22 protein-coding genes, 1 tRNA gene and 1 pseudogene are annotated in these 22,971 nt (G+C 58.7%); 7 read left to right on the forward strand and 17 right to left on the reverse strand.

What is annotated here, in order from left to right; genetic code table 11:
* Nucleotides 1-15: 15 nt before the first annotated feature.
* The 10 genes from AB3U87_RS09905 to hpxU form a co-directional block, all read right to left on the reverse strand.
* Nucleotides 16-1,338, reverse strand: coding sequence for a nucleobase:cation symporter-2 family protein (locus AB3U87_RS09905; RefSeq protein ID WP_394148909.1), 1,323 nt, complete (start codon nucleotides 1,336-1,338; stop codon nucleotides 16-18).
* A 94-nt stretch (nucleotides 1,339-1,432) separates the two neighbouring features.
* A complete protein-coding gene (gene uraH, locus AB3U87_RS09910) occupies nucleotides 1,433-1,768 on the reverse strand; it encodes a hydroxyisourate hydrolase (RefSeq protein ID WP_253455333.1) in 336 nt (111 codons plus the stop codon).
* Between the two features lie 28 nt (nucleotides 1,769-1,796).
* Nucleotides 1,797-2,291 carry a 2-oxo-4-hydroxy-4-carboxy-5-ureidoimidazoline decarboxylase gene (uraD, locus tag AB3U87_RS09915; protein WP_394148910.1) on the reverse strand — a complete coding sequence of 165 codons (495 nt, stop codon included), beginning with the start codon at nucleotides 2,289-2,291 and terminating at the stop codon, nucleotides 1,797-1,799.
* On the reverse strand, nucleotides 2,281-3,564 hold the full coding sequence (hpxK, locus tag AB3U87_RS09920; protein WP_394148911.1) for an allantoate amidohydrolase: 1,284 nt from the start codon (nucleotides 3,562-3,564) through the stop codon (nucleotides 2,281-2,283). The genes uraD and hpxK overlap by 11 nt, the downstream gene beginning before the upstream one ends.
* Entirely contained in the window at nucleotides 3,564-4,802 is a 1,239-nt protein-coding gene (locus AB3U87_RS09925) for a pyridoxal-phosphate-dependent aminotransferase family protein (protein WP_370735027.1), read from the reverse strand. The genes hpxK and AB3U87_RS09925 overlap by 1 nt, the downstream gene beginning before the upstream one ends.
* Nucleotides 4,803-4,831: 29 nt before the next feature.
* On the reverse strand, nucleotides 4,832-5,569 hold the full coding sequence (locus tag AB3U87_RS09930) for an amino acid ABC transporter ATP-binding protein (RefSeq protein ID WP_253455337.1): 738 nt from the start codon (nucleotides 5,567-5,569) through the stop codon (nucleotides 4,832-4,834).
* Entirely contained in the window at nucleotides 5,550-6,206 is a 657-nt protein-coding gene (locus AB3U87_RS09935; protein WP_301730741.1) for an amino acid ABC transporter permease, read from the reverse strand. Before AB3U87_RS09935 ends, AB3U87_RS09930 begins: the two co-directional genes overlap by 20 nt.
* Complete coding sequence (locus AB3U87_RS09940) at nucleotides 6,206-6,871, reverse strand: amino acid ABC transporter permease (protein WP_253455339.1); 666 nt, start codon at nucleotides 6,869-6,871, stop codon at nucleotides 6,206-6,208. The genes AB3U87_RS09935 and AB3U87_RS09940 overlap by 1 nt, the downstream gene beginning before the upstream one ends.
* A gap of 10 nt (nucleotides 6,872-6,881) precedes the next feature.
* Nucleotides 6,882-7,661, reverse strand: coding sequence for a transporter substrate-binding domain-containing protein (locus AB3U87_RS09945; RefSeq protein WP_253455340.1), 780 nt, complete (start codon nucleotides 7,659-7,661; stop codon nucleotides 6,882-6,884).
* Between the two features lie 252 nt (nucleotides 7,662-7,913).
* Nucleotides 7,914-8,753, reverse strand: coding sequence for a MurR/RpiR family transcriptional regulator HpxU (gene hpxU / locus AB3U87_RS09950; protein ID WP_253455341.1), 840 nt, complete (start codon nucleotides 8,751-8,753; stop codon nucleotides 7,914-7,916).
* A gap of 182 nt (nucleotides 8,754-8,935) precedes the next feature.
* Here hpxU and AB3U87_RS09955 point away from each other — a divergent pair.
* The 5 genes and pseudogenes from AB3U87_RS09955 to AB3U87_RS09975 all read left to right on the forward strand — a co-directional run bounded on the left by AB3U87_RS09955 (nucleotide 8,936) and on the right by AB3U87_RS09975 (nucleotide 13,529).
* Nucleotides 8,936-10,522 (forward strand): annotated as a pseudogene (locus tag AB3U87_RS09955) (gamma-glutamyltransferase family protein).
* Nucleotides 10,523-10,534: 12 nt separating this feature from the next.
* The gene (hpxX, locus tag AB3U87_RS09960) at nucleotides 10,535-10,720 is read left to right on the forward strand and encodes an oxalurate catabolism protein HpxX (RefSeq protein ID WP_253455343.1); all 186 of its coding nucleotides are present in this window, start codon (nucleotides 10,535-10,537) and stop codon (nucleotides 10,718-10,720) included.
* Nucleotides 10,717-12,117, forward strand: coding sequence for an AtzE family amidohydrolase (locus AB3U87_RS09965; protein WP_394148912.1), 1,401 nt, complete (start codon nucleotides 10,717-10,719; stop codon nucleotides 12,115-12,117). Before hpxX ends, AB3U87_RS09965 begins: the two co-directional genes overlap by 4 nt.
* Entirely contained in the window at nucleotides 12,114-12,503 is a 390-nt protein-coding gene (gene hpxZ / locus AB3U87_RS09970) for an oxalurate catabolism protein HpxZ (RefSeq protein ID WP_301253361.1), read from the forward strand. Before AB3U87_RS09965 ends, hpxZ begins: the two co-directional genes overlap by 4 nt.
* Before the next feature lie 318 nt (nucleotides 12,504-12,821).
* On the forward strand, nucleotides 12,822-13,529 hold the full coding sequence (locus AB3U87_RS09975) for an aspartate/glutamate racemase family protein (protein WP_369895582.1): 708 nt from the start codon (nucleotides 12,822-12,824) through the stop codon (nucleotides 13,527-13,529).
* 63 nt (nucleotides 13,530-13,592) lie between these two features.
* Here the strand turns inward: AB3U87_RS09975 and puuE are convergent, their stop codons facing one another.
* Genes puuE through AB3U87_RS09990 form a run of 3 tightly spaced genes read right to left on the reverse strand, consistent with a single transcriptional unit; the run spans nucleotide 13,593 to nucleotide 16,038 of the window.
* Entirely contained in the window at nucleotides 13,593-14,552 is a 960-nt protein-coding gene (gene puuE / locus AB3U87_RS09980) for an allantoinase PuuE (protein WP_301253367.1), read from the reverse strand.
* Between the two features lie 30 nt (nucleotides 14,553-14,582).
* The gene (gene hpxA / locus AB3U87_RS09985) at nucleotides 14,583-15,323 is read right to left on the reverse strand and encodes an allantoin racemase (protein WP_253455348.1); all 741 of its coding nucleotides are present in this window, start codon (nucleotides 15,321-15,323) and stop codon (nucleotides 14,583-14,585) included.
* On the reverse strand, nucleotides 15,313-16,038 hold the full coding sequence (locus tag AB3U87_RS09990; protein ID WP_253455349.1) for a GntR family transcriptional regulator: 726 nt from the start codon (nucleotides 16,036-16,038) through the stop codon (nucleotides 15,313-15,315). The genes hpxA and AB3U87_RS09990 overlap by 11 nt, the downstream gene beginning before the upstream one ends.
* Nucleotides 16,039-16,183: 145 nt before the next feature.
* Between AB3U87_RS09990 and AB3U87_RS09995 the strand changes: the two genes are divergently transcribed.
* Nucleotides 16,184-17,683, forward strand: coding sequence for an NCS1 family nucleobase:cation symporter-1 (locus tag AB3U87_RS09995; RefSeq protein ID WP_253455350.1), 1,500 nt, complete (start codon nucleotides 16,184-16,186; stop codon nucleotides 17,681-17,683).
* A gap of 51 nt (nucleotides 17,684-17,734) precedes the next feature.
* Here AB3U87_RS09995 and AB3U87_RS10000 read toward each other — a convergent pair whose 3' ends face one another.
* The 3 genes from AB3U87_RS10000 to AB3U87_RS10010 form a co-directional block, all read right to left on the reverse strand.
* On the reverse strand, nucleotides 17,735-18,451 hold the full coding sequence (locus tag AB3U87_RS10000; protein WP_301253369.1) for a hypothetical protein: 717 nt from the start codon (nucleotides 18,449-18,451) through the stop codon (nucleotides 17,735-17,737).
* A 191-nt stretch (nucleotides 18,452-18,642) separates the two neighbouring features.
* The gene (locus tag AB3U87_RS10005) at nucleotides 18,643-21,075 is read right to left on the reverse strand and encodes a formate C-acetyltransferase/glycerol dehydratase family glycyl radical enzyme (RefSeq protein ID WP_394148917.1); all 2,433 of its coding nucleotides are present in this window, start codon (nucleotides 21,073-21,075) and stop codon (nucleotides 18,643-18,645) included.
* Between the two features lie 4 nt (nucleotides 21,076-21,079).
* Complete coding sequence (locus AB3U87_RS10010; protein WP_394148913.1) at nucleotides 21,080-21,979, reverse strand: glycyl-radical enzyme activating protein; 900 nt, start codon at nucleotides 21,977-21,979, stop codon at nucleotides 21,080-21,082.
* Between the two features lie 135 nt (nucleotides 21,980-22,114).
* Here AB3U87_RS10010 and fsa point away from each other — a divergent pair, with 135 nt between their 5' ends.
* Nucleotides 22,115-22,804, forward strand: coding sequence for a fructose-6-phosphate aldolase (fsa, locus tag AB3U87_RS10015; RefSeq protein ID WP_394148914.1), 690 nt, complete (start codon nucleotides 22,115-22,117; stop codon nucleotides 22,802-22,804).
* A gap of 66 nt (nucleotides 22,805-22,870) precedes the next feature.
* Here the strand turns inward: fsa and AB3U87_RS10020 are convergent.
* A tRNA-Asp gene (locus tag AB3U87_RS10020) sits at nucleotides 22,871-22,947 on the reverse strand.
* Between the last annotated feature and the right edge of the window lie 24 nt (nucleotides 22,948-22,971).

A 22,971-nucleotide genomic window follows, 5' to 3' on the forward strand; every position in this document is an offset into this window, starting at 1 on the left:
TGCTGGCTGAATGCTTCAGCCCGATCGGCTTTCCTGCACGCTTACCTTTGCTGTAACGCTGTTAAACACAATATTCAGCAGCACGGCTACGACACAGGCGGCGCTGATGCCGGAATGGAAAATCGTTCTGACCCAGTCAGGGAAGCGGTCGTAAAAGGTCGGCATCACGATGGGGATCATGCCAAACGCAATGGCCGTCGCCACCACCACCAGGTTCATATTCTCTTTGTAATCGACCTTTGCCAGCGTGCGGATACCGGATGCCGCGACGGTGCCGAACAATACCACGCCCGCGCCGCCCAGCACCGGAGCGGGAACGGCCGCGACTATCCGGCCCAGCACGGGCAGACAGCCAAGCAGCACCAGGATCGCGCCGCCCGCCGCCACTACATAGCGGCTTTTGATGCCGGTAATAGCGACCAGACCAATGTTCTGGGCGAAGGCGCTCTGAGGAAAGGAGTTAAACAGCGGCGCGAGCGCGCTGGTCAGCATATCGGCCCGCAGCCCGCTGGCGATGCGTTTACCGTCAACCTGCGTACCGACAATGTCGCCGATAGCGATCAGCCCGGCAGTGGTTTCGGTAAGCAGCACCAGCACGATCAGCGTCATCGACAGGATGGCCGCCACGTCGAAAACCGGCAGCCCAAAGCTGAGGATGCCGGGCAGCGCCACCACGTCGCCATGCAGCACGCCCGAAAACTGCGTTTTACCGCCTGCCACAGCAAACAGCGTGCCCAACACCATAGCCGCCAGCACGGCCAGCCTTTTTATCGCGGCGTTGCCTACGCGATGAAACAGCAGCACCATCCCCAGCGTCAGCGCGGCCAGCCCGATATTGCCCGGCGAGCCCCATTCCGGCGCGTGTGGATTACCGCCCATCGCCCAGCGCGCGGCGACCGGCATCAGCGACAGGCCGATCACCGTAATCACGGTGCCGGTCACCACCGGAGGAAAAAAGCGGATGATATGGGCAAACAAAGGAGCAATAAGCAGACCAATCAGCGAAGAGGCGATCACCGCGCCGAACACCACCGGCAGGCCGCCGCCGCTGGTCACTAACGTCACCATGGTCGCCACGCCCGCGAAAGAGACGCCCTGCACCAGCGGCAGACGTGAGCCGAAACCGGGCACGCCCAGCGCCTGGAGCAGCGTGGCGCAGCCGCTGACAAATAGCGCCGCCGTCACCAGCATCCCCAGTTCGGCGGCGTGCAGCCCGGCGGCCGAGCCGATAATCAACGGCGGCGCGATAATGCCGCCGTACATCGTCAATACATGCTGCAATCCCCAGGCAAAAGATTTGCCTGTCGGGTAACGCGTATCTTCTGGCCTGGCGCTCATGTTTACCCCTCACTGCTGCACTCGCCGCAAAGGCGGTGCTGGTTATTAATCTCTCCCCAACATCATTCAGGCTGCGGCCCGAAGGATAAAAGGATCAGCTGCCGCGATAGGTAGACCACGACCACGGCGAAATCAGGAAAGGCAGGTGATAGTGGCTGCCCGCTTCCGGCAGCACGAAATCGATTTGGGCGCTGACGTAGAGCGCGTCGCGGCCGTCGGCGGCAAAATAGTCGCCGATCTCAGCAATTAAGCGGTAATGGCCCGGCGCCAGCGGCTCGGGCGTTAAGTCTGTGATGCGGCCATCCGCATCGGTATCGCCCTGCGCCACCGGCAGCCAGCCCTGACTGCTGTTCTGCTCCAGCGAAACGGCGACGCCAATCGCCGGTTTGCCCAGCGCGGTATCCAGAATATGCGTGGTGATGGTGCTCATTGAACTCTCCTGTGCAAATGTAGCTGGGTTAGCGAAACGTCTCTTTTAAACGCAGCAGAGTGATTTCCCGTAGCTGATCCAGCGCTTCCTGCTGCTCCTGTTGCGGGTCGTTGGCGAGGCGTCGATGCAGTTCGGCCAGCATCTCTCCGGCGCTTCGCCCTTTAGCGCGGATTAAAAACACCCGGCCAAAGCGCTGTTCGTAAGCGGCGTTTCCTACCCGTAGCGCCTCTTTCAGCGCGGCATCCGCCTCCTTAACGCTGCCCTGCTCGCCGCTGGAAAGCGCGGCCTCTTTGTCGCTGCCCTGCGCCTTTTCACCGATGCGTGGATGCGCGGAAAGCGCCTTGTCCAGCGCCTGACCGTCCCAGCCGCTCGCCAGCTGCTCGCCGGTTTGCAGCAGCTCGTCCAACGACGCGAAAGGGCGTGCGGCCACCACTTCTTCCACCCAGCTTGCCAGCGCGACGCAGTGGGCAATCTGCTTTCTGGCCTCGGTGACCGGGGCCTGATTAAACTGTTCAGGCGACACGCTGACCTCCTGTGCTGTCCGCTGACAGCGCTATCTCGCTCACCGCTTTCGTCCAGGCGCGAACCGCCAGCGCCACGTCTTCCACCCTGACCGATTCCGCCGGATGGTGGCTGATGCCGCGATCGCAGCGGACAAACAACATGCCGACCGGCCAGCGCTCCGCCATGGCAATGGCGTCGTGACCCGCGCCGCTGGGCAGCGAAAGCGAGCGGCCCTGCACCGCCGTTACCGCCTGGCTCAGCGCCGCCTGAAGTTTTTCGTTACAGCGCGTCGCCGGGATCTGGTAATACTCTTCGGCGCTGAAGCTTAAGCCGCGCCGCAGCGCTATCGCTTCCGCCTGGGTCAGCAGCGCCGACAGCAGTTCCGCCAGCGCCCGATCTTCCGGCCCCCGCACGTCCAGGCTCAGCGCCACCTCGCCGGGGATCACGTTGACCGCGCCCGGCAGGCACTGGAGCGTGCCGACCGTTGCCACCAGCTGCGGGCCGTGCTTTGCCGCAGCCTGTTCGATAAACACCATCCATTCCGCTGCCGCCGCCAGCGCGTCTTTACGATGCGTCATCGGCACCGTGCCCGCATGGCCCGCCTCACCGACAAACCGGCAGTTCAGGCGGCGTGCGCCGTTGATCGCCGTGACCACGCCCAGCGCCAGGTCTTCCTGCTCCAGGCACGGCCCCTGCTCTATGTGCAGCTCCAGATAGGCGACGATATCTTTTACCTCACGCGCCGCCTCGCCAATCGCCTGCGCATCCAGCCCGACGTCGGCCATCGCCTGCGCCACGGTGATGCTGTTGCCGTCGGGATGGCTGACCCAGCTTTCCGGCCAGCTTCCGGTCAGGCCGCGACTGCCCAGCAGCGTGATGCCGAAGCGCGTTCCCTCTTCGTCGCCGAAGCCGACGATTTCCACCGCCAGCGGCAGCCGCAGATTTTGCCGGTGCAGCGCCTGCACGGCTTCAATCGCGGTCAGCACGCCGAGCATCCCGTCGTAGCGGCCCGCGTTGCGCACGGTATCCAGATGCGATCCCAGCAGCAGAGCGGGGGCATCGGGCTGCTGCCCTTCATAGCGTCCGCAGATATTGCCGACGCTGTCCTGCCAGATGCGCATTCCCGCCGCCGCCATCCATTCCCCTACCAGCCGGTTGGCCTGGAGGTGTTCAGGCGACAGATAGACGCGGGTGAGCGCGTCCGCCGTTTCGCTGATTTCCGCCAGGCGATCGCAGCGCGCCATCACCCTGGCCGCTGCCTGCTGCGCCTCTGCAAGATTGAGTGGCTCCATCAGCGGCTCCCGACGGCGTAACGATCCCAGGCCGCCTGCATCGCCGCGCCCTGAGGCGTTTTATAACCCAGCCAGGTCAGCACCGATTCCAGCGCGCTCAGCGTCTGCATCACGCAGTCTTTACGGGCGTTATAGCCCATGGTGCCGATGCGCCAGACCTTGCCGTGCAGCGGGCCGAACGAGGTGCCGATTTCAATGCCGAAGTCCTCAAGCATCAGCTTGCGCACCTGGTCACCGTTAATGCCCTGCGGGATGACCACGCCCAGCACGTTGTTCATCTTGTGTTGCAGGTCGCCGAAGGTTTCCAGCCCCATGCCCTGAATGCCTTGCAGCAGCGCGTCGCCGTGCAGCTCGTGGCGGGCGATGCCGTTATCCAGGCCCTCCTGCATAATCAGCCGCGCGCATTCACGCGCGCCGAACAGCGCCGACGTCGCTTCGGTGTGGTGGTTCAGCCGCTCCGGCCCCCAGTAATCCATGATCATCCCCAGATCGAAATAGTTGGAGTAGATCATCTCGTCGTCGCCATCCTGATGCGCCGCCGTGCGGATCCCTTCCTCTACGCATTTGCGTTTGCGGATCGCGGCTTCCATTTCCGAACTTAGCGTGATCGGCGAGGTGCCGGACGGGCCGCCGAGGCATTTCTGCATTCCGGCGGAGACCGCGTCCAGACCCCAGGCGTCGGTTTCCAGCGCGTTGCCGGCCAGCGAGGCCGTGGCATCGGTATAGAACAGCACGCCATATTTTTTACAGATGCCGCCCAGATCGGCCAGCGGTTGCAGCATGGTGGTGGAGGTATCGCCCTGCACGGTCAGCAGCAGACGAGGGCGCACAGTTTTGATCGCGTCTTCGATGCGATCCGGCGTGAAGACTTCGCCCCACGGCACTTCGATGGTGTGCACTTCCGCGCGGCAGCGGCGGGCGATCTCGCACAGCAGATGGCCAAAGCGGCCAAAAACGGGCACCAGCACCTTATCGCCGGGGCGGATCGCCGACAGCAGAATAGCCTCGATGCCCGCGCGCGAGGTGCCGTCAACCAACAGCGTCCAGCGGTTCTGCGTGCGAAACACGCCGCGATACAGTTCCATCACCTCGTTCATATAGTGCGTCATGGCCGGATCGTACTGCCCAAGCAGCTGGCTGGACATGGCGCGCAATACGCGAGGATCGGCGTTAATAGGCCCAGGCCCCATCAACAGGCGCTGCGGCGGATTAATTTGCGGATAGCGGGTTACATCCATTTCGTTTCCTTCTCTTGCAGATCCGGTGCTCAGCTCAGGCCGCGCACCGATGAGATAAACTGTTTCAGCTCCGCCGTCTGCGGGCTGGCGAACACGCTTTTGCTGTCGCCCTGCTCCCAGACGCGGCCCTGATGCATAAACACCACGCGGTCGCCCACTTCCCGGGCAAAATTCATTTCGTGCGTGACTAAAATCAGCGTCATGCCTTCACGGGCCAGCTGCTCAAGCACCTTCAGCACTTCACCCACCAGCTCCGGATCGAGCGCCGAGGTGATTTCATCGCACAGTAAGACTTTGGGCGTCATCGCCAGCGCCCGCGCAATCGCCACGCGCTGCTGCTGGCCGCCGGAAAGGCTGGACGGGTAGTAATCCATGCGCTCACCGAGGCCGACCTTCTCCAGCATTTGCGCCGCCAGCGCCCGGCATTCCACCTCTTTCTTTTTCAGCACGCGCCTGGGCGCCAGCATGACGTTTTCCAGCGCCGTCATATGCGGAAACAGGTTGAAGTTCTGAAACACCATGCCGACGGAGCGGCTGATTTCCCGCGCCTGCGAATCGCGATCGGTAATGGTCATGCCGCCCAGCTTGATGCTACCTTCCTGATAGCCTTCCAGCCCGTTGATGCAGCGCAGTAGCGTGCTTTTCCCCGAGCCGCTGCGGCCGATAATCGAGATGACCTCGCCCATATCAATGTCCAGATCCACGCCTTTCAGCACGTGGTTGGCGCCGTAATATTTCTGTACCTGATTAATGGTGATGAGCGGCATTGAATTTTTTCTCCAGGTACTGGCTGTAGCGCGACAGCGGATAGCAGATCAGGAAGTAGCCCAGCGCCACCAGCCCGAAAACTTTAAAAGGTTGGTAGGTCACGTTATTCAGGATGGTGCCCGCTTTAGTCAGCTCGACAAAGCCGATAATCGACGCCAGCGCGGTGCCTTTGACCACCTGTACGGCAAAGCCCACGGTCGGCGCGATGCCGATACGCAGCGCCTGCGGCAGCACCACGCGATACAGCGTCTGGCCTTTGGCAAGCCCCAGGCAGCGCGACGCTTCCCACTGCCCTTTCGGCAACGCGTTAATGCTGCCCACCCAGATATCGATCAGAAAGGCGCTGGTATAGAGCGTCAGCGCCAGCGAGGCGGCCGTCCACGGCGAGACGTCGATGCCGAACAGCGCCACGCCGAAAAACGCCAGGAACAGCTGCATCAGCAGCGGCGTGCCCTGAAAAAGCTCGATATAGGCGCTGATAACCCGGTTAGGCCAGCGGCGGCGCGTCAGGCGCACCATCACCAGCGGCATCGCCACCAGCGTGCCGCCGAAGAACGCAGTCAGCGACAGCAGCAGCGTCCAGCGCGCCGCCAGCAGTAAATTGCGCAGAATGTCCCAGTCGGTAAATGTCGTCATCAGGCCGTTCCTCCCAGCCATTTACGTCCGGCCGCCAGCAGCAGCTGACGCATGGCGATCGACAGCGCCAGATAAATCAGTGTGGTGACCAGATAGACCTCAAAACTTAAAAAGGTGCGTGACTGGATCAGGTTGGCGGCAAAGGTCAGCTCTTCATACGAAACCTGCGAGACCACGGACGATCCCAGCATCACAATGATGCACTGGCTGACCAGCGCCGGATAAATGCGCTTTAAAGAAGGCGGCAAAACCACGCGCAGGAAAGTCTGCGACCGCGTCAGGCCCAGTACCCGGCCCGCTTCCCACTGGCCTTTCGGCGTGACCTGGATCCCGGCGCGGATAATTTCCGTGCTGTAGGCGCCCAGGTTGATCAGCATCGCCAGCAGCGCCGCTTCGCCAGCGGTCAGCTTCAGCCCCAGGTTCGGCAGGCCAAACACGATAAAGAACAGCTGCACCACAAACGGCGTGTTGCGGATCAGCTCAACGTAGCAGCCCCACAGGCGGCTGAGCGCCGAAGGCCGTCCGCTACGCAGCGCCGCGCCCAGAATACCGAGCGCCACGCCGCCCGCCGTCGCCATCACCGTCAGCTGAATAGTGATCCAGAGTCCGGCCAGCAGCTGCGGCCAGTAAGGCAGCAGCGCCGGAAAGTCGAGTTGCTCCGTCATCGGCCGGCCCTTACGCGCTGAAGTCGGCCGGCAACGGCGCTTTCAGCCACTGCTGCGACAGCCCGTTCAGCGTTTTATCTTTGATCGCCTGTTCGATAAGGCCATCCACCTTCGCCTTCAGCGCCGGTTCGCCTTTGCGCATCCCGATAAAACAGGGCGAATCTTTCAGCATAAACTTAGCCACCGGCGCTTTGTCTGCGTTCTGGCGCGCAATCGCCGCCACCACCAGGTTGCCGGTCGCCACATACTGTACCTGGCCCGACAGGTAGGCCGACAGCGTGGTGTTGTTATCCTCATAGCGTTTCAGCTGCGCGTCTTTGGGCGCAATATCGCTTAATGCCATATCCTCCACCGCGCCGCGAGTTACGCCAATCGACTTGCCGCTCAGCCCGGCTGCCGCTTTCAGTTCGGCCTCTTTCGGCCCGAAAACGCCCAGGAAGAAAGGCGCATAGGCGCGGCTGAAGGCGATAACTTTTTCCCGCTCGGGATTTTTACCCAGGCTGGAGATCACCAGATCCACTTTATCCGTCTGTAAATAAGGGACACGGTTGGCGCTGGTGACCGGCACCAGCTGTAACTTAAGTTTCATCTGGCTGGCCAGGTAGCGCGCCATATCGATATCGTAACCCTGCGGCTGTAGCTCGGTGCCGACCGAGCCAAACGGCGGAAAGTCCTGCGGCACGGCGACGCGAAGCACGCCGCGTTTCTCTATATCCTGCAACTGATCCGCTTGTGCGGCCTGGGTGAACAGCAATACTGCGCCCGCGATCGCCAGTAACGTTTTTTTCATTTTCTCTTCCCCGGTTAAGCCAATATGAAACGAAAGATTCCTGAAATAATCATTTGCAACTAATGTGCCAGCCACGGAAAAAGGGATCGCCAGCCGTGGAACAGCACGCAAAGAAAGGAAAAAGCGGTTTCAAACCAGCCAGAAAGCAGGAGATAAGGCAGAAAAAGAAGCATGTCAGCAAGTTCAGAAAATGGTTTCCCGATGCCTGCGGCGCTGCCCTGAAATAAAGCAAAGCACCAAAATGGTGCCCTGTCAGCGTTGTTCCAGCTCGTCCAGCTGGCCGTACAGATTAGCGATATGATGGATGCGCTGACGACCTTTACTTAACAGCTCATGCAGCAGCGCATTGGTCAGCAGGTTGATGAGGCTGTTGGCGCAGGCATAGCTGTCGAAAGCGGACACGCTGTCCAGCGGCGCGCAAAGCTGCCATGTCGCCAGCGCCAGGATCGCCTGCGCCTGCGGCTCACAAATCACCAGCGTGGGCACGCCAGCCTGCTGAAGCTGTTGCAGCAGGGGCTTAATGATGCGCGGACGACGGCGAAAGGCAATCACCACCACTACATCGTCCGGCGTCATATCCGGCAGCTCTTCCGCCAGCGTCTGCCCCGGCTGCGGCACGACGGAGACCTCGCCGCGCGCCTGCAACAGCTGCTGCCGAAGGTGCAGCGCCACCGGCCAGGAGTTGCGCATACCGACAATAAAGATGCGCCTGCTGGCGGCCAGTCTTTGCACCACCTCGCCGAACTGCGCGGCGTCCAGCTGGCTTACCCACTGCGTCAGGTTTGCCATCTCTTGCTTGTAGTGGCGCGCCAGCAGCGTGTTGCCCTGCACCGCGTCGCGATTGTCGGTCAGCGGCATGCCGCTTTGGCGCAGCGTACGCAACTCGTCGCGCATATCGCGATATTTCTCATAGCCAAGACGTTTGAATAAGCGACTGACGGTCGCTTTAGAAACGCCGCTGAGCCGCGCCAGCTCTGCGCTGTTATAGCTAATCAAATCGTCAAAATGATCGAAAATGAAATCCGCCGCGCGCTGCTCCTGCGGAGAAAGCTGGGGATAGTGATTTCTCAGGCGCTCATCAAGCTGCTTCATGATATGAACCTTGTAACTTTTGTTTCAGAGAAGATAACGTATACAAATAACGTGCCGGGCAGAAAAGTTCACCTTCATCTTGCAAGCCGGATGCGTTTTTTCACTGCCCTGCCGTTCCGGCTGCAACAAACTGGAACAGCTCTTGCTTCCCTTTCTGCTCCGTCCCTGAAAATGAGAACGTGATGATACAAAGTAATCTCGCTCCGCTTGGCATGGCCGTAACGCCTCATCATCTCGCCAGTGAAAGCGCGCTGGCCATTCTGCGCGAAGGCGGCAACGCTATTGAGGCGATGGTCGCGGCGGCGGCCACGATCGCCGTGGTTTATCCCCATATGAACGGGCTGGGTGGCGACGGCTTCTGGCTGATTATGCCGCCGCAGGGCGATCCCATCGCCATCGACGCCAGCGGCGCGGCCGGATCGCTGGCCGATTTCGCTTTTTATGACGGCGCGGCGGCTATCCCCCATCGCGGGCCAAAATCGGCGCTGACGGTAGCCGGAACGGTCAGCGGCTGGTCAGAAGCGCTGACGATAGCCAACGAGCTTAGCGGTGCCGTGATGCCCGTTTCACGCCTGCTGGCCGATGCGATCCGCTATGCGGCGGACGGCATTCCCGTCACCCAATCGCAGTCGACCGCAACCGCCGGCAAATATCACGAGCTGGCGGCGTAGCCGGGCTTCGCGGCCGCTTTCCTGCCGGATGGCGAGGTGCCGCGCGCCGGCAGCCGCTTTACCCAACCGGCGCTGGCAAACACACTGGGCATCCTGACGGAACAGGGGCTGGACAGCTTTTATCGCGGCTCGCTGGCTAATCGCCTGGCGGCAGAAATGTCGGCGCTTGGCATGCCGATTACGCTGGAAGATCTTAATAAGCATCGGGCGAAGCGCCGTAAGCCATTAAGCATCCGCCACGAGTACGGCGAGGTCTTTAATATGACGCCGCCGACCCAGGGCCTGGTGTCGCTGGCGATTTTGGGCATCACCAATCATCTGAATATGGCGGAAGCAGACGAGGTGCAGACCGTGCACCGCATCGTGGAGGCGACCAAGCTGGCTTTCGGCCTGCGCGACCGCTATCTCACCGATCCGATGCATATGCGCGAAGAGATGCAGGCGCTGCTTGATTCCGACCAGCTCGAAACGCTGGCGGGGCAAATCAGCGACAGCCGCGCGGCCGGCTGGGGAACCGGCAAAGGGCCGGGTGATACCGTGTGGATGGGCGTGATGGACAGCAGCGGCCTTGCCGTCTCTTTTATTCAGAGCATCTATCACGAATTCGGCAGCGGCGTGGTGCTGCCCGGCACCGGCATCACCTGGCAAAATCGCGGCGCGGCGTTCAGCCTGGATCCCGAACACCTGCTGGCTTTAGCACCGGGCAAACAGCCTTTTCATACGCTTAATCCCGCCGCCGCACGGCTGAACGACGGCCGCACCATGGTCTACGGCTCGATGGGCGGCGACGGCCAGCCGCAGACTCAGGCCGCCATTTTTACCCGTCACGTGGTGCAGGGAATGCCGCTACAGCAGTGCGTCAGCGCGCCGCGCTGGCTGCTCGGCCGCACCTGGGGCCAGGCTTCCGATTCGCTGAAGCTGGAGGGCCGTTTTTCTGCCGCTACCTTTACCCGCCTGCGCGAGCTGGGGCATGAAGTCGAAGCACTGGAGGATTTCAGCGAGGCGGTCGGCCACGCAGGCGCGATTGTCCGCCATACCAACGGCATGCTGGAAGGCGCCAGCGATCCCCGCAGCAACGGCAGCGCGGCCGGTTTTTAACAGGAGAACATCATGAACACCGAAATTGACTGGACGGCTTATCTGGCCCACATGGAGCAGGTGCTGGGCGTACCGATGGACGACCGTCGTCGCGCCGAGCTGCTGGTGCAGTTTTCACGTATTGCCGAGATGGCCGCGCCGCTGATGGCGTTCCCGCTGGATGAACGTCAGGAAATCGCAGGAGTATATAAAGCATGACGCTAAGCTCCCTTTCCATTGCCGAACTAAAAAGCGCGCTGCTTAAAGGCGAGCTGAGCGCCAGAGAAATCGCGCAGCAAACGCTGGACGGGATCGAGCGACTGGATCCGACGATCAATGCCTGGACGAGCGTAACGCGGGATCGCATGTTGAGCGAGGCCGATCGTCTCGATCGTCAGCGCAAAGAGGATCGTCCGTTACCCGCGCTGGCGGCCATTCCCTGCGCGGTAAAAAATCTTTTTGACGTTGCGGGCCATACCACGCTGGCGGGTGCCAGCCTGCTCAGCGATCGCCCGGCGGCCAAAAAAGACAGCTGGGCAGTGAGCAAGCTTAGCGAGGCGGGCGCGCTGCTGTCCGGCATGGTGAATATGGACGCCTATGCCTACGGTTTTACCACGGAAAACAGCCACTACGGCGCCACGCGTAACCCTCACGATAGCCAACGTATCGCCGGGGGATCCTCTGGCGGATCGGCGGCGGCCGTCGCCGCTGGCCTGGTGCATTTTTCACTGGGCTCGGATACCAACGGCTCGATCCGGGTACCGGCTTCGCTGTGCGGCATTTTTGGCCTGAAGCCGACGTTTGGCCGCCTGTCGCGCAGTGGCAGCCAGCCCTTTGTCGCCAGCCTCGATCATATCGGGCCTTTCGCCCGCAGCACCGAAGATCTGGCGTTGGTTTACGATGCGTTACAGGGCCGCGATCCGCAGGATAGCTTTCAGGCGGAAAAAGCGATCCAGCCTGTTCATCGCCTGTTGGAGCAAGGCGCACAGGGCCTGCGGTACGCCGTGCTGGGCGGCTATTTTCAAACCTGGTGTGATGACGATGCCCGCGCAGCCGTCGCGCAGGCCGCAAAAGCGCTTGATGCGCAGGAAGAGGTGCTGATGCCGGAGGCCGCGCTGGCCCGTACCGCCGCGTTTATCCTGACCGCTGCCGAAGGCGGCAACGCCTGGCTGCCCGCGTTGCGCACGCAGCCGGAGCGTTTTGAGCCGCTGTCGCGCGAGCGCCTGCTGGCCGGTGCGATGACGCCTTCCGCCTGGTACGTGCAGGCGCAGCGCTTCCGCCACTATTTTCGTGAGCGGGTGCTGCCCCTGTTCGGGCAGTTTGACGTGCTGATTGCGCCCGCCACGCCCACCAGCGCCACGCTGATTGGACAGGAAACGATGCATATCAACGGCAGCGATTTGCCCATCCGCGCCAGCATGGGCATGTTGACGCAGCCCATCTCCTTTCTGGGGCTGCCCGTGACGACCGTGCCGCTGCAAACGCCGGGCGGCATGCCGATCGGCCTACAGCTTATCGCCGCGCCGTTTAAAGAAGAAGCCTGCCTGCGCGTGGCATGGACGCTGGAGAAAATGGGCATAGCTAAAGCACCTGTAGCAGGAGGATTGACAGCATGACGGATAAAATTAATCGCCCCTCGGTGCTGGCAGAGGTTACCGAAGCTTTTTATCGCTACGAGCAGGCGCTGACCGGCAACGATATCGACGTGCTCGACGAGCTGTTCTGGCATGACGAGCGCACCGTGCGGCTGGGCGCAGGAGAAAATTTATACGGGATTGAGGCGATCCGCGCTTTCCGCGCCGCGCGTCCTGCACAGGGCCTGGCTCGTCAGCTGCGTAATACGGTAATCACCACGTTTGGCGATGATTACGCGGTATGCAGCACAGAGTTTACCCGTGAGGGAACGGATAAGATTGGTCGTCAGCAGCAGACATGGGTGAAGCTGCCGCAAGGCTGGCGGATTGTCGCCGCGCAGGTCAGCCTGATAACGTGCGGCGAATAATGCCGTTTCACCAGGAGTGAATCCGCAGACCCGGCAGAAGCCCGACCGGCTATTTTTTAGCCTGAAAATGCTTTTACCAGGGCCAGGCTCTTTTCTGTCACCTGTTTGCGGGAGAGAGCCAGGCCTTAAGGTCGTTTAATCCGTAACCGGATAGCGCATTAAAAAATGGACCGCATCAGTTTATTTAAGCGCTTAATTATCAACCAGTGTCTATCGGTTTACCGCCGTCCTTATCTCTGTTGAGCTGTTAATAATTTCTTTTTTACTGCTGGCGCTATGTATGATGAATTTTGTCCGTTATCAAAGGGAGAGAGCGTAATGCCTTACAGTCTAGGGGTGCTGGCCGGTATGGGGCCGCGCTCCACCGCGCCTTTTATCGATATGTTGGTGGATGAGTGCCAAAAGCAATACGGGGCCAGGTTCGATATCGACTATCCCAAAATGCATATTATTTCCTTGCCGACGCCTTTTTTCCCTGACCGGGCGGTTGAAGATGCCGCAATGTCAGCGGCACTGCGCGATGGCATTAGCGATCTGGTAAAAGTCGGGGTCAATTTGATCGTGGTGCCCTGCAATGTAGCCCATTGCTACTTTGCTGAAATGCAGGAGGCCAGCGCTGGCATTCCTGTCCTGCATATTGCCGACTGCGCGCTTGAACGCCTTGCCGCAGCGGAGAACATCGCCGTGATTGCTACTGAGGCTACGCTTGATGCGGGTTTTTATCAGCAGCGTCTGCATCTGACAGGAAAGCGCTGTGTCTCTTCTGAGCCATTACGTGCGAGCACAACGCGTTTGATAGCGCTGATTAAGCAAAACGGATTTACCGATCCTGAAGTGATAACGCAGTGGCGGGCGCTGATTTCTCTGGCGCAGGAAGCTGGCGCCCAGGCGCTGCTTATTGCCTGTACGGACATCAGCCCCTTACTTAAAAGCCATCCTCAGCAGTTGCTGCCGATTGTTGATACGGCAGCAAGCCTGGCTGAAGCTGCTATTCGTGGTTTTGCCAGCTCCAGGTCGATCCGCTAGCTAATTTTTCCTCTGCTGGCGATCCTGTCAGGATGGCACATCATGCCTTCCTGACAGGTTTACTTACGCCTCCGGCGCCGGGTGCGTCTTTATCCAGTGGTCGGCAATCTGCTGACGCGTGCAGATCCAGACCTTATCATGCTGCTGTACATGATCCAGAAAGCGCTGCAATGCGCGGAAGCGGCCAGGCCTGCCCAGCAAACGGCAGTGCATGCCGATGGAAAGCATTTTCGGCGCGGTTTCACCCTCTTCATACAGCACGTCAAAGCTGTCTTTCAGATAGGTGTAAAACTGCTCCGCCGTGTTAAAGCCCTGCGGCGTGGCGAAACGCATGTCGTTGGTTTCCAGCGTATAAGGTACGATCAGGTGCGACTTGACCGTCCCGTCCTGACAGGTCACCTTTGTCCAGAATGGCAGATCGTCGCCGTAATAGTCGCTGTCGTAGGTAAAGCCGCCCTGCTCCACCACCAGCCTGCGCGTATTCGGGCTGTCGCGTCCCGTATACCAGCCGGTTGGCGCTTTGCCGAAAAGATCGGTCAGCGTATCCACCGCCTGCTGCATATGCTGCCGCTCGGTTTTTGCATCCATTCCCTGATAGTGGATCCAGCGCCAGCCGTGGCTGACCACGTCGTAATCGGCGTTTTTAATCGCCTCGACGATTTCCGGATGACGTGCCAGCGCCATCGCCACGCCAAAAACGCTTAGCGGCAGGCCGCGCTTCTGGAACTCGTTGTGGATGCGCCAGAAACCGGCGCGCGAGCCGTATTCATACAGCGATTCCATCGACATATGGCGCTCGGGATAGCTGGCCGCACCGATAATATCCGATAAAAACTGCTCGGAGCCGGTATCGCCATGCAGCACGCTGTTTTCCGCGCCCTCTTCATAGTTCAGAACAAACTGCACGGCGATACGTGCATTGTCCGGCCAGGCCGCATGGGGCGGCTTTCCGGCGTAGCCGATCAGATCGCGGGGATAGTTTTTATTGAAGCTGTACTCTTTCTTTTCATCAGCATCGGTCATGATCGTAGTCCTGTTCCAGAGCAAGATAACTTAGTTTAGGCGCTTAAACTGACCCGACAGGTTTTTTCGCAGCGGATAGTCCAGATCGCCATGCTTACTGGTCGACAGCCCCAGCGCCACCAGCGATTCCACCATTTTTACCGCCGCGCCCACGCCGTCAATAACCGGCATATTCAGCTCCTGCGTCAGTTCCCGCGCCAGCCGGGCCATGCCGCCGCAGCCCAGTACAATGGCGCCGCTGCCGTCCTCTTTTTTTGCGCGGATGCAGCGCTCACGCACTTTTTCCTGCGCCAGCCCTGTGCCATCCTCCAGCGCCAGTACCGGCAGATCGATAGCATGCAGCGCGGCGCAATGCGGTTCAAAACCATACTGCTGTAAAAGATGACGCGCGATAATAACGGTGCGCGGCAGCGTGGTGACGATGGAAAAGCGCGTGGCAACCATCGTAGCCATATGCATAGCGGCTTCCGCAATGCCGATAACCGGCCCCGAAGCCAGTTCGCGCGCCGCCAGCAGCCCCGGATCGCCAAAGCAGGCGATAACGTGACCGCAGACGCCCTGCTCGCGTCCGGCTTTTATTTGCTCCAGCACGCCGATAGCGGCGACGGCCTCGTCAAAATGCCCTTCGATTGAGGGAACCCCTTCCGAGGGACAAACCGCCAGGATTTCCGTCGTCGGCGATGCTACGGCGCGCGCCGCTTCGCCAATGGTTTCGGTCATCGCCAGGCTGGTATTGGGATTGATAACCTGAATAAGCTGTTTAACGGTCATTCGCGCCTCCAAAACCGGTGAACAGGCTGGCGAAATCCGGCAGCGTTTCGCCACCGCGCTCGAAATGCAGGCTCGCTACTATATGCGCAAAATGTTGCCGCATTGCTTCAGTAAGCGGCACCAGCGCTTTTTGTCTGAGCAGGCCGATCAGCCTGTCGTGGTCGTCACAGCGGCAGCCCTGCTGCCACGGCGCGCCCCAGGCCGCAATCACCAGCGACGAACGCTGGGTCAGTCGGGTCACCATCTCGGTCAGCACCTGGTTACCGGAGATCGCCTGAAGCTGAATATGGAACGCGGCGGAAAGCCGGATCGCCGCCGGGCCGTCACGCTCGTCATGCGCCTGCTGTTCCTGCTGGATTAGGTTTTCCAGCGCGACCAGATGGGTAGACTGACAGTGCGCCAGCACGGTGGGAAGATTGGCGCATTCGATAAGTTCACGCGTACGGAAGATGTCCTGCGCTTCTTCTGTCGAAGGCGTGGCAACTTGTGCACCACGCTTGGGCGTTAACACCACCATCTGCACCGCAGCGAGGCGAGTCAGCACTTTACGGATGCCGGTTCGGCTAACGCCGAAGACGTCGGCAAGCGCTTCTTCCGGCAGTTTGCTGCCCGGCGGCAGCTGACGCTCCACCATCGCCTTCATCAGCGCCTGAAAGATAGCTTCGTCTTTGTCATTCAGGTCGGTAGCCCTTTTCAGGCCGCTTTCACTTTTCATTTCCTGGTCCGCTCAGGTTTATCTTGCCTAAAATCGTACACACGATTGGCTTATTTTGTATACATGAATTCAACTTCTGGCCTGGATCCTGCAATACCTCTCTCAACCGTTTGCTATTTCGTTGAATTGTTGAGGAGCAGGTTTCATGCCAAAGAGTCTACATGTTACTCCGGCGTCCGCAGAGGAAGCGCACGCCAGCTACAGCCCGCGGCTGTGCAACGAGGATCTGGCCCCGACGCGCGAGCAGAACTGGAGCTGGTACAACATCTTTTCTTTCTGGATGTCGGACGTGCACAGCATGGGCGGTTATGTGGTGGCGGCCAGCTTTTTCACGCTGGGTCTGGCGAGCTGGCAGGTACTGATTTGTCTGCTGGCGGGCATTTGCATCGTGCAGCTGTGCGCTAATCTGATCGCTAAGCCCAGCCAGATGACCGGCGTGCCTTATGCGGTCGTCTGCCGCCAGGCCTTTGGCGTATTCGGCGCCAATATTCCGGCGGTGATCCGGGGTCTGATCGCGTTCGCCTGGTACGGTATCCAGACCTGGCTGGCCGCTAACGCGCTGATGCTGGTAACGCTGAAGTTTTGGCCTTCACTGGCGCCGATGACGCAGGTTTCCTGGCTGGGCCTGTCGCAGCTTGGCTGGCTCTGCTTTGGTTTTATGTGGCTTGCTCAGGCGCTGGTGTTCTGGCACGGCATGAAGGCGATTAAGCGTTTTATCGATGTGGCCGGCCCGGCGGTCTATGTGGTGATGGTGCTGCTGGCGGTCTGGATTGTATACAGAACGGGTTTTGAAGGTATTTCCTTTACGCTCTCCACGAAACAGCTCAGCGGCAGCCAGCAGCTCTGGCAGATGGTGACCGCGACGGCGCTGGTCGTCTCTTATTTCTCCGGGCCGCTGCTTAATTTTGGCGACTTCGCGCGCTATGGCAAAAGCATGAAGGCGATCCGCCGCGGCAATCGCTGGGGGCTGCCGTTTAACTTTTTGCTTTTTTCCGTGGTGACGGTGGTGATTGTTTCCGGTACGCAGTCGCTGTTCGGCCATATGATTACCGACCCCATTGAAACGGTCAGCCGCGTGGGCAGCGATTTGGCGGTGGCCGTTGGCCTGCTGACGATGATCACCGCGACGATCGGCATCAACATCGTCGCTAACTTCGTTTCGCCCGCGTTCGATTTTTCTAACTGCTCGCCGCAGAAGATTAGCTTCCGCACCGGCGGCATGATTGCTGCCGTAGGATCGGTGCTGCTGACGCCGTGGAACCTGTTTCAGTCGCCCGAGCTTATCCACTATACGCTGGACGTGCTGGGCGCCTTTATCGGCCCGCTGTTTGGCATCCTGCTGTGCGATTTTTACCTGGTCAAACGCGGACAGATTTCAACGGACGATCTTTTTAATGCTACGCCGCAGGGAAAATACTGGTATCGCGGCGGCTTCAATCCTAAAGCGATTGCCGCGCTGCTGCCCTCAGTACTGATTGGGCTGGCGATTAGCTTTTCGCCTTCGCTGCACGAAGTGGCTAACTTCAGCTGGTTTATCGGCGTTGCTTTGGCGGCAGGCTGCTATCGCTGGATGGCACGCGAAGAGTGCGTAAGCGCTGTGCCGCGTTACGCGAGCCGCGTAGCGGTGGAGAAAAGACGCGCTTAAATGATAAGGGCAGAAAGCCTGCTACCGGCAGGCTTCCGCTTAAAAAAACGTTCAGCTCTGCGCGCCTTCCTCTGATTTGATAGCTTCAATTTTTAGCGCTGCTTCAATTAATTCAAGCTTGTATACGTAGTAACCTGCCATTTTTTTAAGCATCAAAGCCCCTAAAGAAACCCCTAATAGTAAAGCCAACACCTGAATAACAATGCCCTCTACCGAATAGAATCCTTTACTAAACATGGCCAGTAAATTGTTGGGCCCGCCCAGTCCTTTGATGGCGCCATAAGCCAGCCCAATTAGCGCCATTAAAGCTGTCTTATCGCCAAAAACATTGCTGACTCTGACGAGTAAACGGTTTATTTTCAGCTGTACCCAGTGTTTGGCATAGTCTAATTCTAACTTTGAATAATAGCTTAGCTTTTTGGCATTAGCTTCATCGTGGTCGATTTCAAGAAGTAGCTCAGTTATAGCCTCTTTTTTCCACCCAAATATTTTTATTAATCCGTAGAGCGAAGGTATAAACATGGCTACGAGCGCACTTAAAGTACAAAGTAAATATAGCGCTGTCGCCAGCCAGATGACTTTAAGGCCTGGCGTATTATACTGGCACCAGAGTGCGAGCATTAACAATAATAGAAAGCAGATACCACTAAAGGCAAGCCCCCAGGCGCTGATAATATTTATGATTCGCTCACGCCGGGTAATGAATCTGAAGGGCTTATAGGGTTCACACCCCTCCAGCTCACGGATAATTTGGTTTAGCCTGTACATAAAAAAGCCCTCATAGCAGTATATAAATACAGGCTTTTATTTTCATTCAACGACCAAAAATATTCCACCTCTTTAATAAAAAAGACGACGCATATTTTCAGCTTAAATTATTTAAAAGCTTTCATTTTTATTGGATAAAAGAGTACAGGTCGGCTCACAATCAAGCCTGGCCTGTACTCTGCGATGCCCCGTCAAAGGCTATGTTCGGTGCGGGCAATAATATCGTCCTGGGCGTCGGGAGAAAGCGCGGTAAAGAAGGCGGAATATCCCGCTACGCGCACCACCAGATCGCGATAATTATCGGGCTGCGCCTTTGCGGCCAGCAGCGTTTCCCGCGAGACGATGTTGTACTGAATATGCCAGCCTTTGTGCGCTTCAAAGAAAGTGCGCAGCAGCAGCATCAGCTTTTGCCTGTCGCCCGGATTATCCAGCGCGGCGGGATTCAGCTTCTGGTTCAGCAAAACGCCGCCCAGAATCGATCCGGTAGGCAGCTTGCTGACTGAACCCATCACCGCCGTCGGCCCCAGGCGATCGGTGCCTGACGCCGGACTGGCCCCTTCCGCCAGCGGCGTTCGCGCTTTACGCCCGTCCGGCGTCGCCATCGTCTGCGCGCCAAAAGGCACGTTGGCAGAGATAGACGAGGTACCCGCATAGTAACCGCCACCGATCGGGCCACGGCCATGGCGTGGATTAACGTAGCTTTTCAGCTCCTCAATATAGGTTTGATAAGCGCGCGTCAGCAGCTCATCGACATAATCATCATCATTGCCGTATTTTGGCGCGCCGTTAACCAGACGCTGGCGCAGCTGCTCGCCATTCAGACCGTCAAAATCGGTGGCCAGCGCTTCGCTTAATGCCTGCTGCGCCACCACTCCTTGTTCAAACACCAGTTTTTTCACCGCCGCCAGGCTGTTGCCCAGATTGGCGATGCCCACCTGCAATCCCGATACCCAGTCATATTTTGCGCCGCCCTGCTTGATGCTTTTTGCCCGCTCAATACAGTCATCCACCAGCGCCGAACAGAGAATATCGTGCGCGTTCTCTTCCAGCACCGTATCCACCACGTACTCTATTTCTATCGATTTGCGGGTGTAATAGCGGATCTGCTCATCCCAGGCGCTCATAACCCGATCGAAACTGTCGAAATTGCCTGCGGAAAGCGCTTTGTCCTGCGGCAGAAACGTTTTGCCGCTGGTGGCGTCGCGTCCGCCTTCCAGCGACGCCAGCATCACGCGGGCGAAATTAATAAAGCTCATCCCGGTGCAGCGATAGCCCCACTTGCCGCCCACGGCCGTTTCGATGCAGCCGATAGCCGCATACTGATAAGCGTCGGCCGCTGAGACGCCCAGCCGGATAAATTGCGGAATGACGATTTCATCGTTGTTAAAGGCCGGCATCCCAAAGCCGCAGCGGATAACCTCCACGCAGGCATTCAGGAAATCGTCGCTCATTCCGGCATGGTAGCGCACGCTCAGGTTTGGCTGCGTCGAACGCAAACGGCCGCAGGATTCCAGAATCGCGTAAGAGAGCGGGTTGACGGCATCCACCGCCTTGTCCACCAGCAGATTCTGTCCGCCGATAGTGACGTTTTGATAGAGCGGACTGCCGGCCGAAGCTTTGGAGTGGGAGCCGGATCGGATCTTATTGACCTCCAGCAGCTTCAGCCAGCAGCTTTGCAGCAGCTCGATCGCCTGCTCGCGATCCGTATGCTGTTCCAGCTCCACGTCGCGGCGATACCAGGGATAAAGGTATTGATCCATGCGGCCAAAAGAGACCGAATGACCGTTAGACTCAATTTGCAGGATCAGCTGAATAAAATAGCAAAGCTGGAGCGCCTGCCAGAAGGTCTGTGGCGGCCGATGGGCGATCACGTCACAATTTTCCGCGATGGTCAGCAGTTCCGCACGGCGCGCGACGCTCTTCTCTGCCTGCGCCATTTCGCGGGCCAGAGTGGCGTAGCGCTTGATATGCTCAGTTACGGCCTGAAGAACGATATCGATGGCTTTCAAAAACTGCTCGCCATGCAGATCGTTCAGATGCGTCAGATCGATGCGGCTGCGGCGTTCCGCCACTTTCTCACGCAGGCCATCCAGCCCTTTCTCCAGCAGCAGCGGAAAGTTGACGGCCAGATGGGCGTCGCCGGAGGTCATATTCCCTTCCGCTTTGATGATGCCGGTTGCCAGCAGCGCCTTCTGCTCCCCGGTAAACATGCCGTAGCAGCGATCCTGCACCGTCTGGCCGCGCCACCATGGGCAGATTTCATGCAGTACCCGCTTGTCCTCTTCAGAAACAGAAAAGCCCGCGCCGGGACGATCCGCCAGATCGTCGATCTCTTTTTCGATCCATGTCACGGTATATTCCGGGAAAATGGGCGCGGCGCGCACCTTGCTGGCCTGGTTGCCTACAATCAGCTCATCATGCTTAATCCAGATAGTCCGTTCCGCCAGATGGTGTGCCAGCGCCAGCGCGCGGCGAACCGGTACGGGTTTATCCTGATGCTGCTGATAGATTTCGCTATAGTGCCGCGCGCGCTCGGTACAAATCGGGGGCTTGCTGATAGCGATCAGGGCTTCTTTATGCGTTTTGATACGGCTGCTTAAAACATCAAGGTTGAGTCTGGTCATCATTTTATCCTCTTAGCGTGGTTATCAGGCCTTTTTGCCGCGCGTACGACTGCGCAAAGGCAAGGATTTCCGGATTATCGAGCGGCCTGGCTGGCGCAAGGTAAGGCTGATTAAGCAAGGCATATTTGCTTTTACCCAGCGTGTGATAGGGAAGGAAATGGATCTCTTTGGCCCGTAATCGATCGGCGGTGAAATCCACTATGCTGCGGATCGACTGCCGATCGGCATTAAAACCCGGAACGAGCGGTACACGGATGACGATCTCCTTGCCCGTTTCCGCCAGCTTGCACAAATTAGCCAGCACCCGCTTCGCCGAACCGTTCGTCCATGCCTGAAAACGCGCTTCGTCGGTGTGTTTAAGGTCGGCCAGGAACAGGTCGATCCAGGGCAGCGAAGGCTGGATATAACGCCACGGCACATGCAGGCAGGTTTCCACGGCCGTATGGATCCCTTCCTGATGGCTGAGCCGTAAGAGCGTTTCGGTGAGGTTTGGCGTCATAAAAGGCTCGCCGCCGGAAAGCGTCACGCCGCCCGCGCTGCGCTGATAAAAAGGCTTATCCCGCCTGACTACGGCCATAATTTCCGCTGCGCTTTTCTCTTCGCCGCAGATCGTCAGCGCCTGGGTGGGGCAACAGTTTTCCAACGCGGAGAAATGGTTGGGACGCATCTTCTCCCGGAAAATGACGAGTTGTTGTTGTTGACGAACGATGGCGTCCGGCACGGCCAGCTGGCATAACTCGCAGCCCGACAGGCAGGCTCTTTTATCAAACAGGATTTCGCGCTCGCGCGAGCAGCTTTCCGGATTCTGGCACCAGCGACATTTCAACGAACAGCCTTTTAAAAACACCACGGTGCGGATACCAGGCCCGTCGTGTGTGGAATAGCGCTGAATATTGAAAATCATGAACCGCCTCCGTCATATTACGTACGAAGATTTAAGTACTTTCAAATGAAAGTAACTTTGATCCCGGGCAATAAACAAGTTCACGCAGCGGGTAATATTTCGGAATTGCGATCGTCAACAGGCTTAAGGAGCTATATGGAACTCTATCTTGATACTGCGGATGTAGCGGCGGTAAAACGTTTAGCGAGGATACTGCCGCTGGCGGGCGTGACCACCAATCCGGCTATTGTCGCCGGCGGGAAAATGCCGTTATCCATTCTGTTACCTGAGTTGCAGGCGGCGCTGGGCGGCCAGGGCAAAATTTTTGCTCAGGTTATTGCCGCCCGGGCGGAAGAGATGGTGGAGGAAGCGTTACAGCTGCGCGCGATCCTTCCTGATGTGATCGTAAAAATTCCGGCTACGACAGAAGGCCTGGCGGCAATCAGGCAGCTGAAAAAAGAGGCTATTCCAACGTTGGGCACCGCCGTTTATGGCGCAGCGCAGGGATTGTTCTCGGCGCTGGCTGGCGCGGAGTATGTCGCGCCTTACGTTAACCGTATTGACGCCCAGGGCGGAAATGGCATTCAGACAGTAGAAGCACTTCAACAGCTGCTTGCTCTGCATGCGCCGGGGGCTAAAGTGCTGGCGGCCAGCTTCAAAACGCCTCGCCAGGCGCTGGAGTGTATGCTGGCTGGCTGCGAAGCAATAACGTTGCCGCTGGATGTGGCCGAACAGATCCTCTCTGCGCCAGCGGTTACCGCCGCGGTCAATCAGTTTGAACAGCAGTGGATAAAGGCTTTTGGAACGGCGAGGCTGATTCAGGAAGAGAAAAGCAGAAAGGAATAAAATCACGGGCTGTATGCCGAAATGACGAAAGCCCGATGCATTGCTGCATCGGGCTTTCCGGATACTTGGCGGAACGGACGGGGCTCGAACCCGCGACCCCCTGCGTGACAGGCAGGTATTCTAACCAACTGAACTACCGCTCCGCGCTTTGTTCCCCGTCGGGAACG

This window comes from Erwinia plantamica (assembly GCF_043420595.1).
GTDB lineage: Bacteria > Pseudomonadota > Gammaproteobacteria > Enterobacterales > Enterobacteriaceae > Erwinia > Erwinia aeris.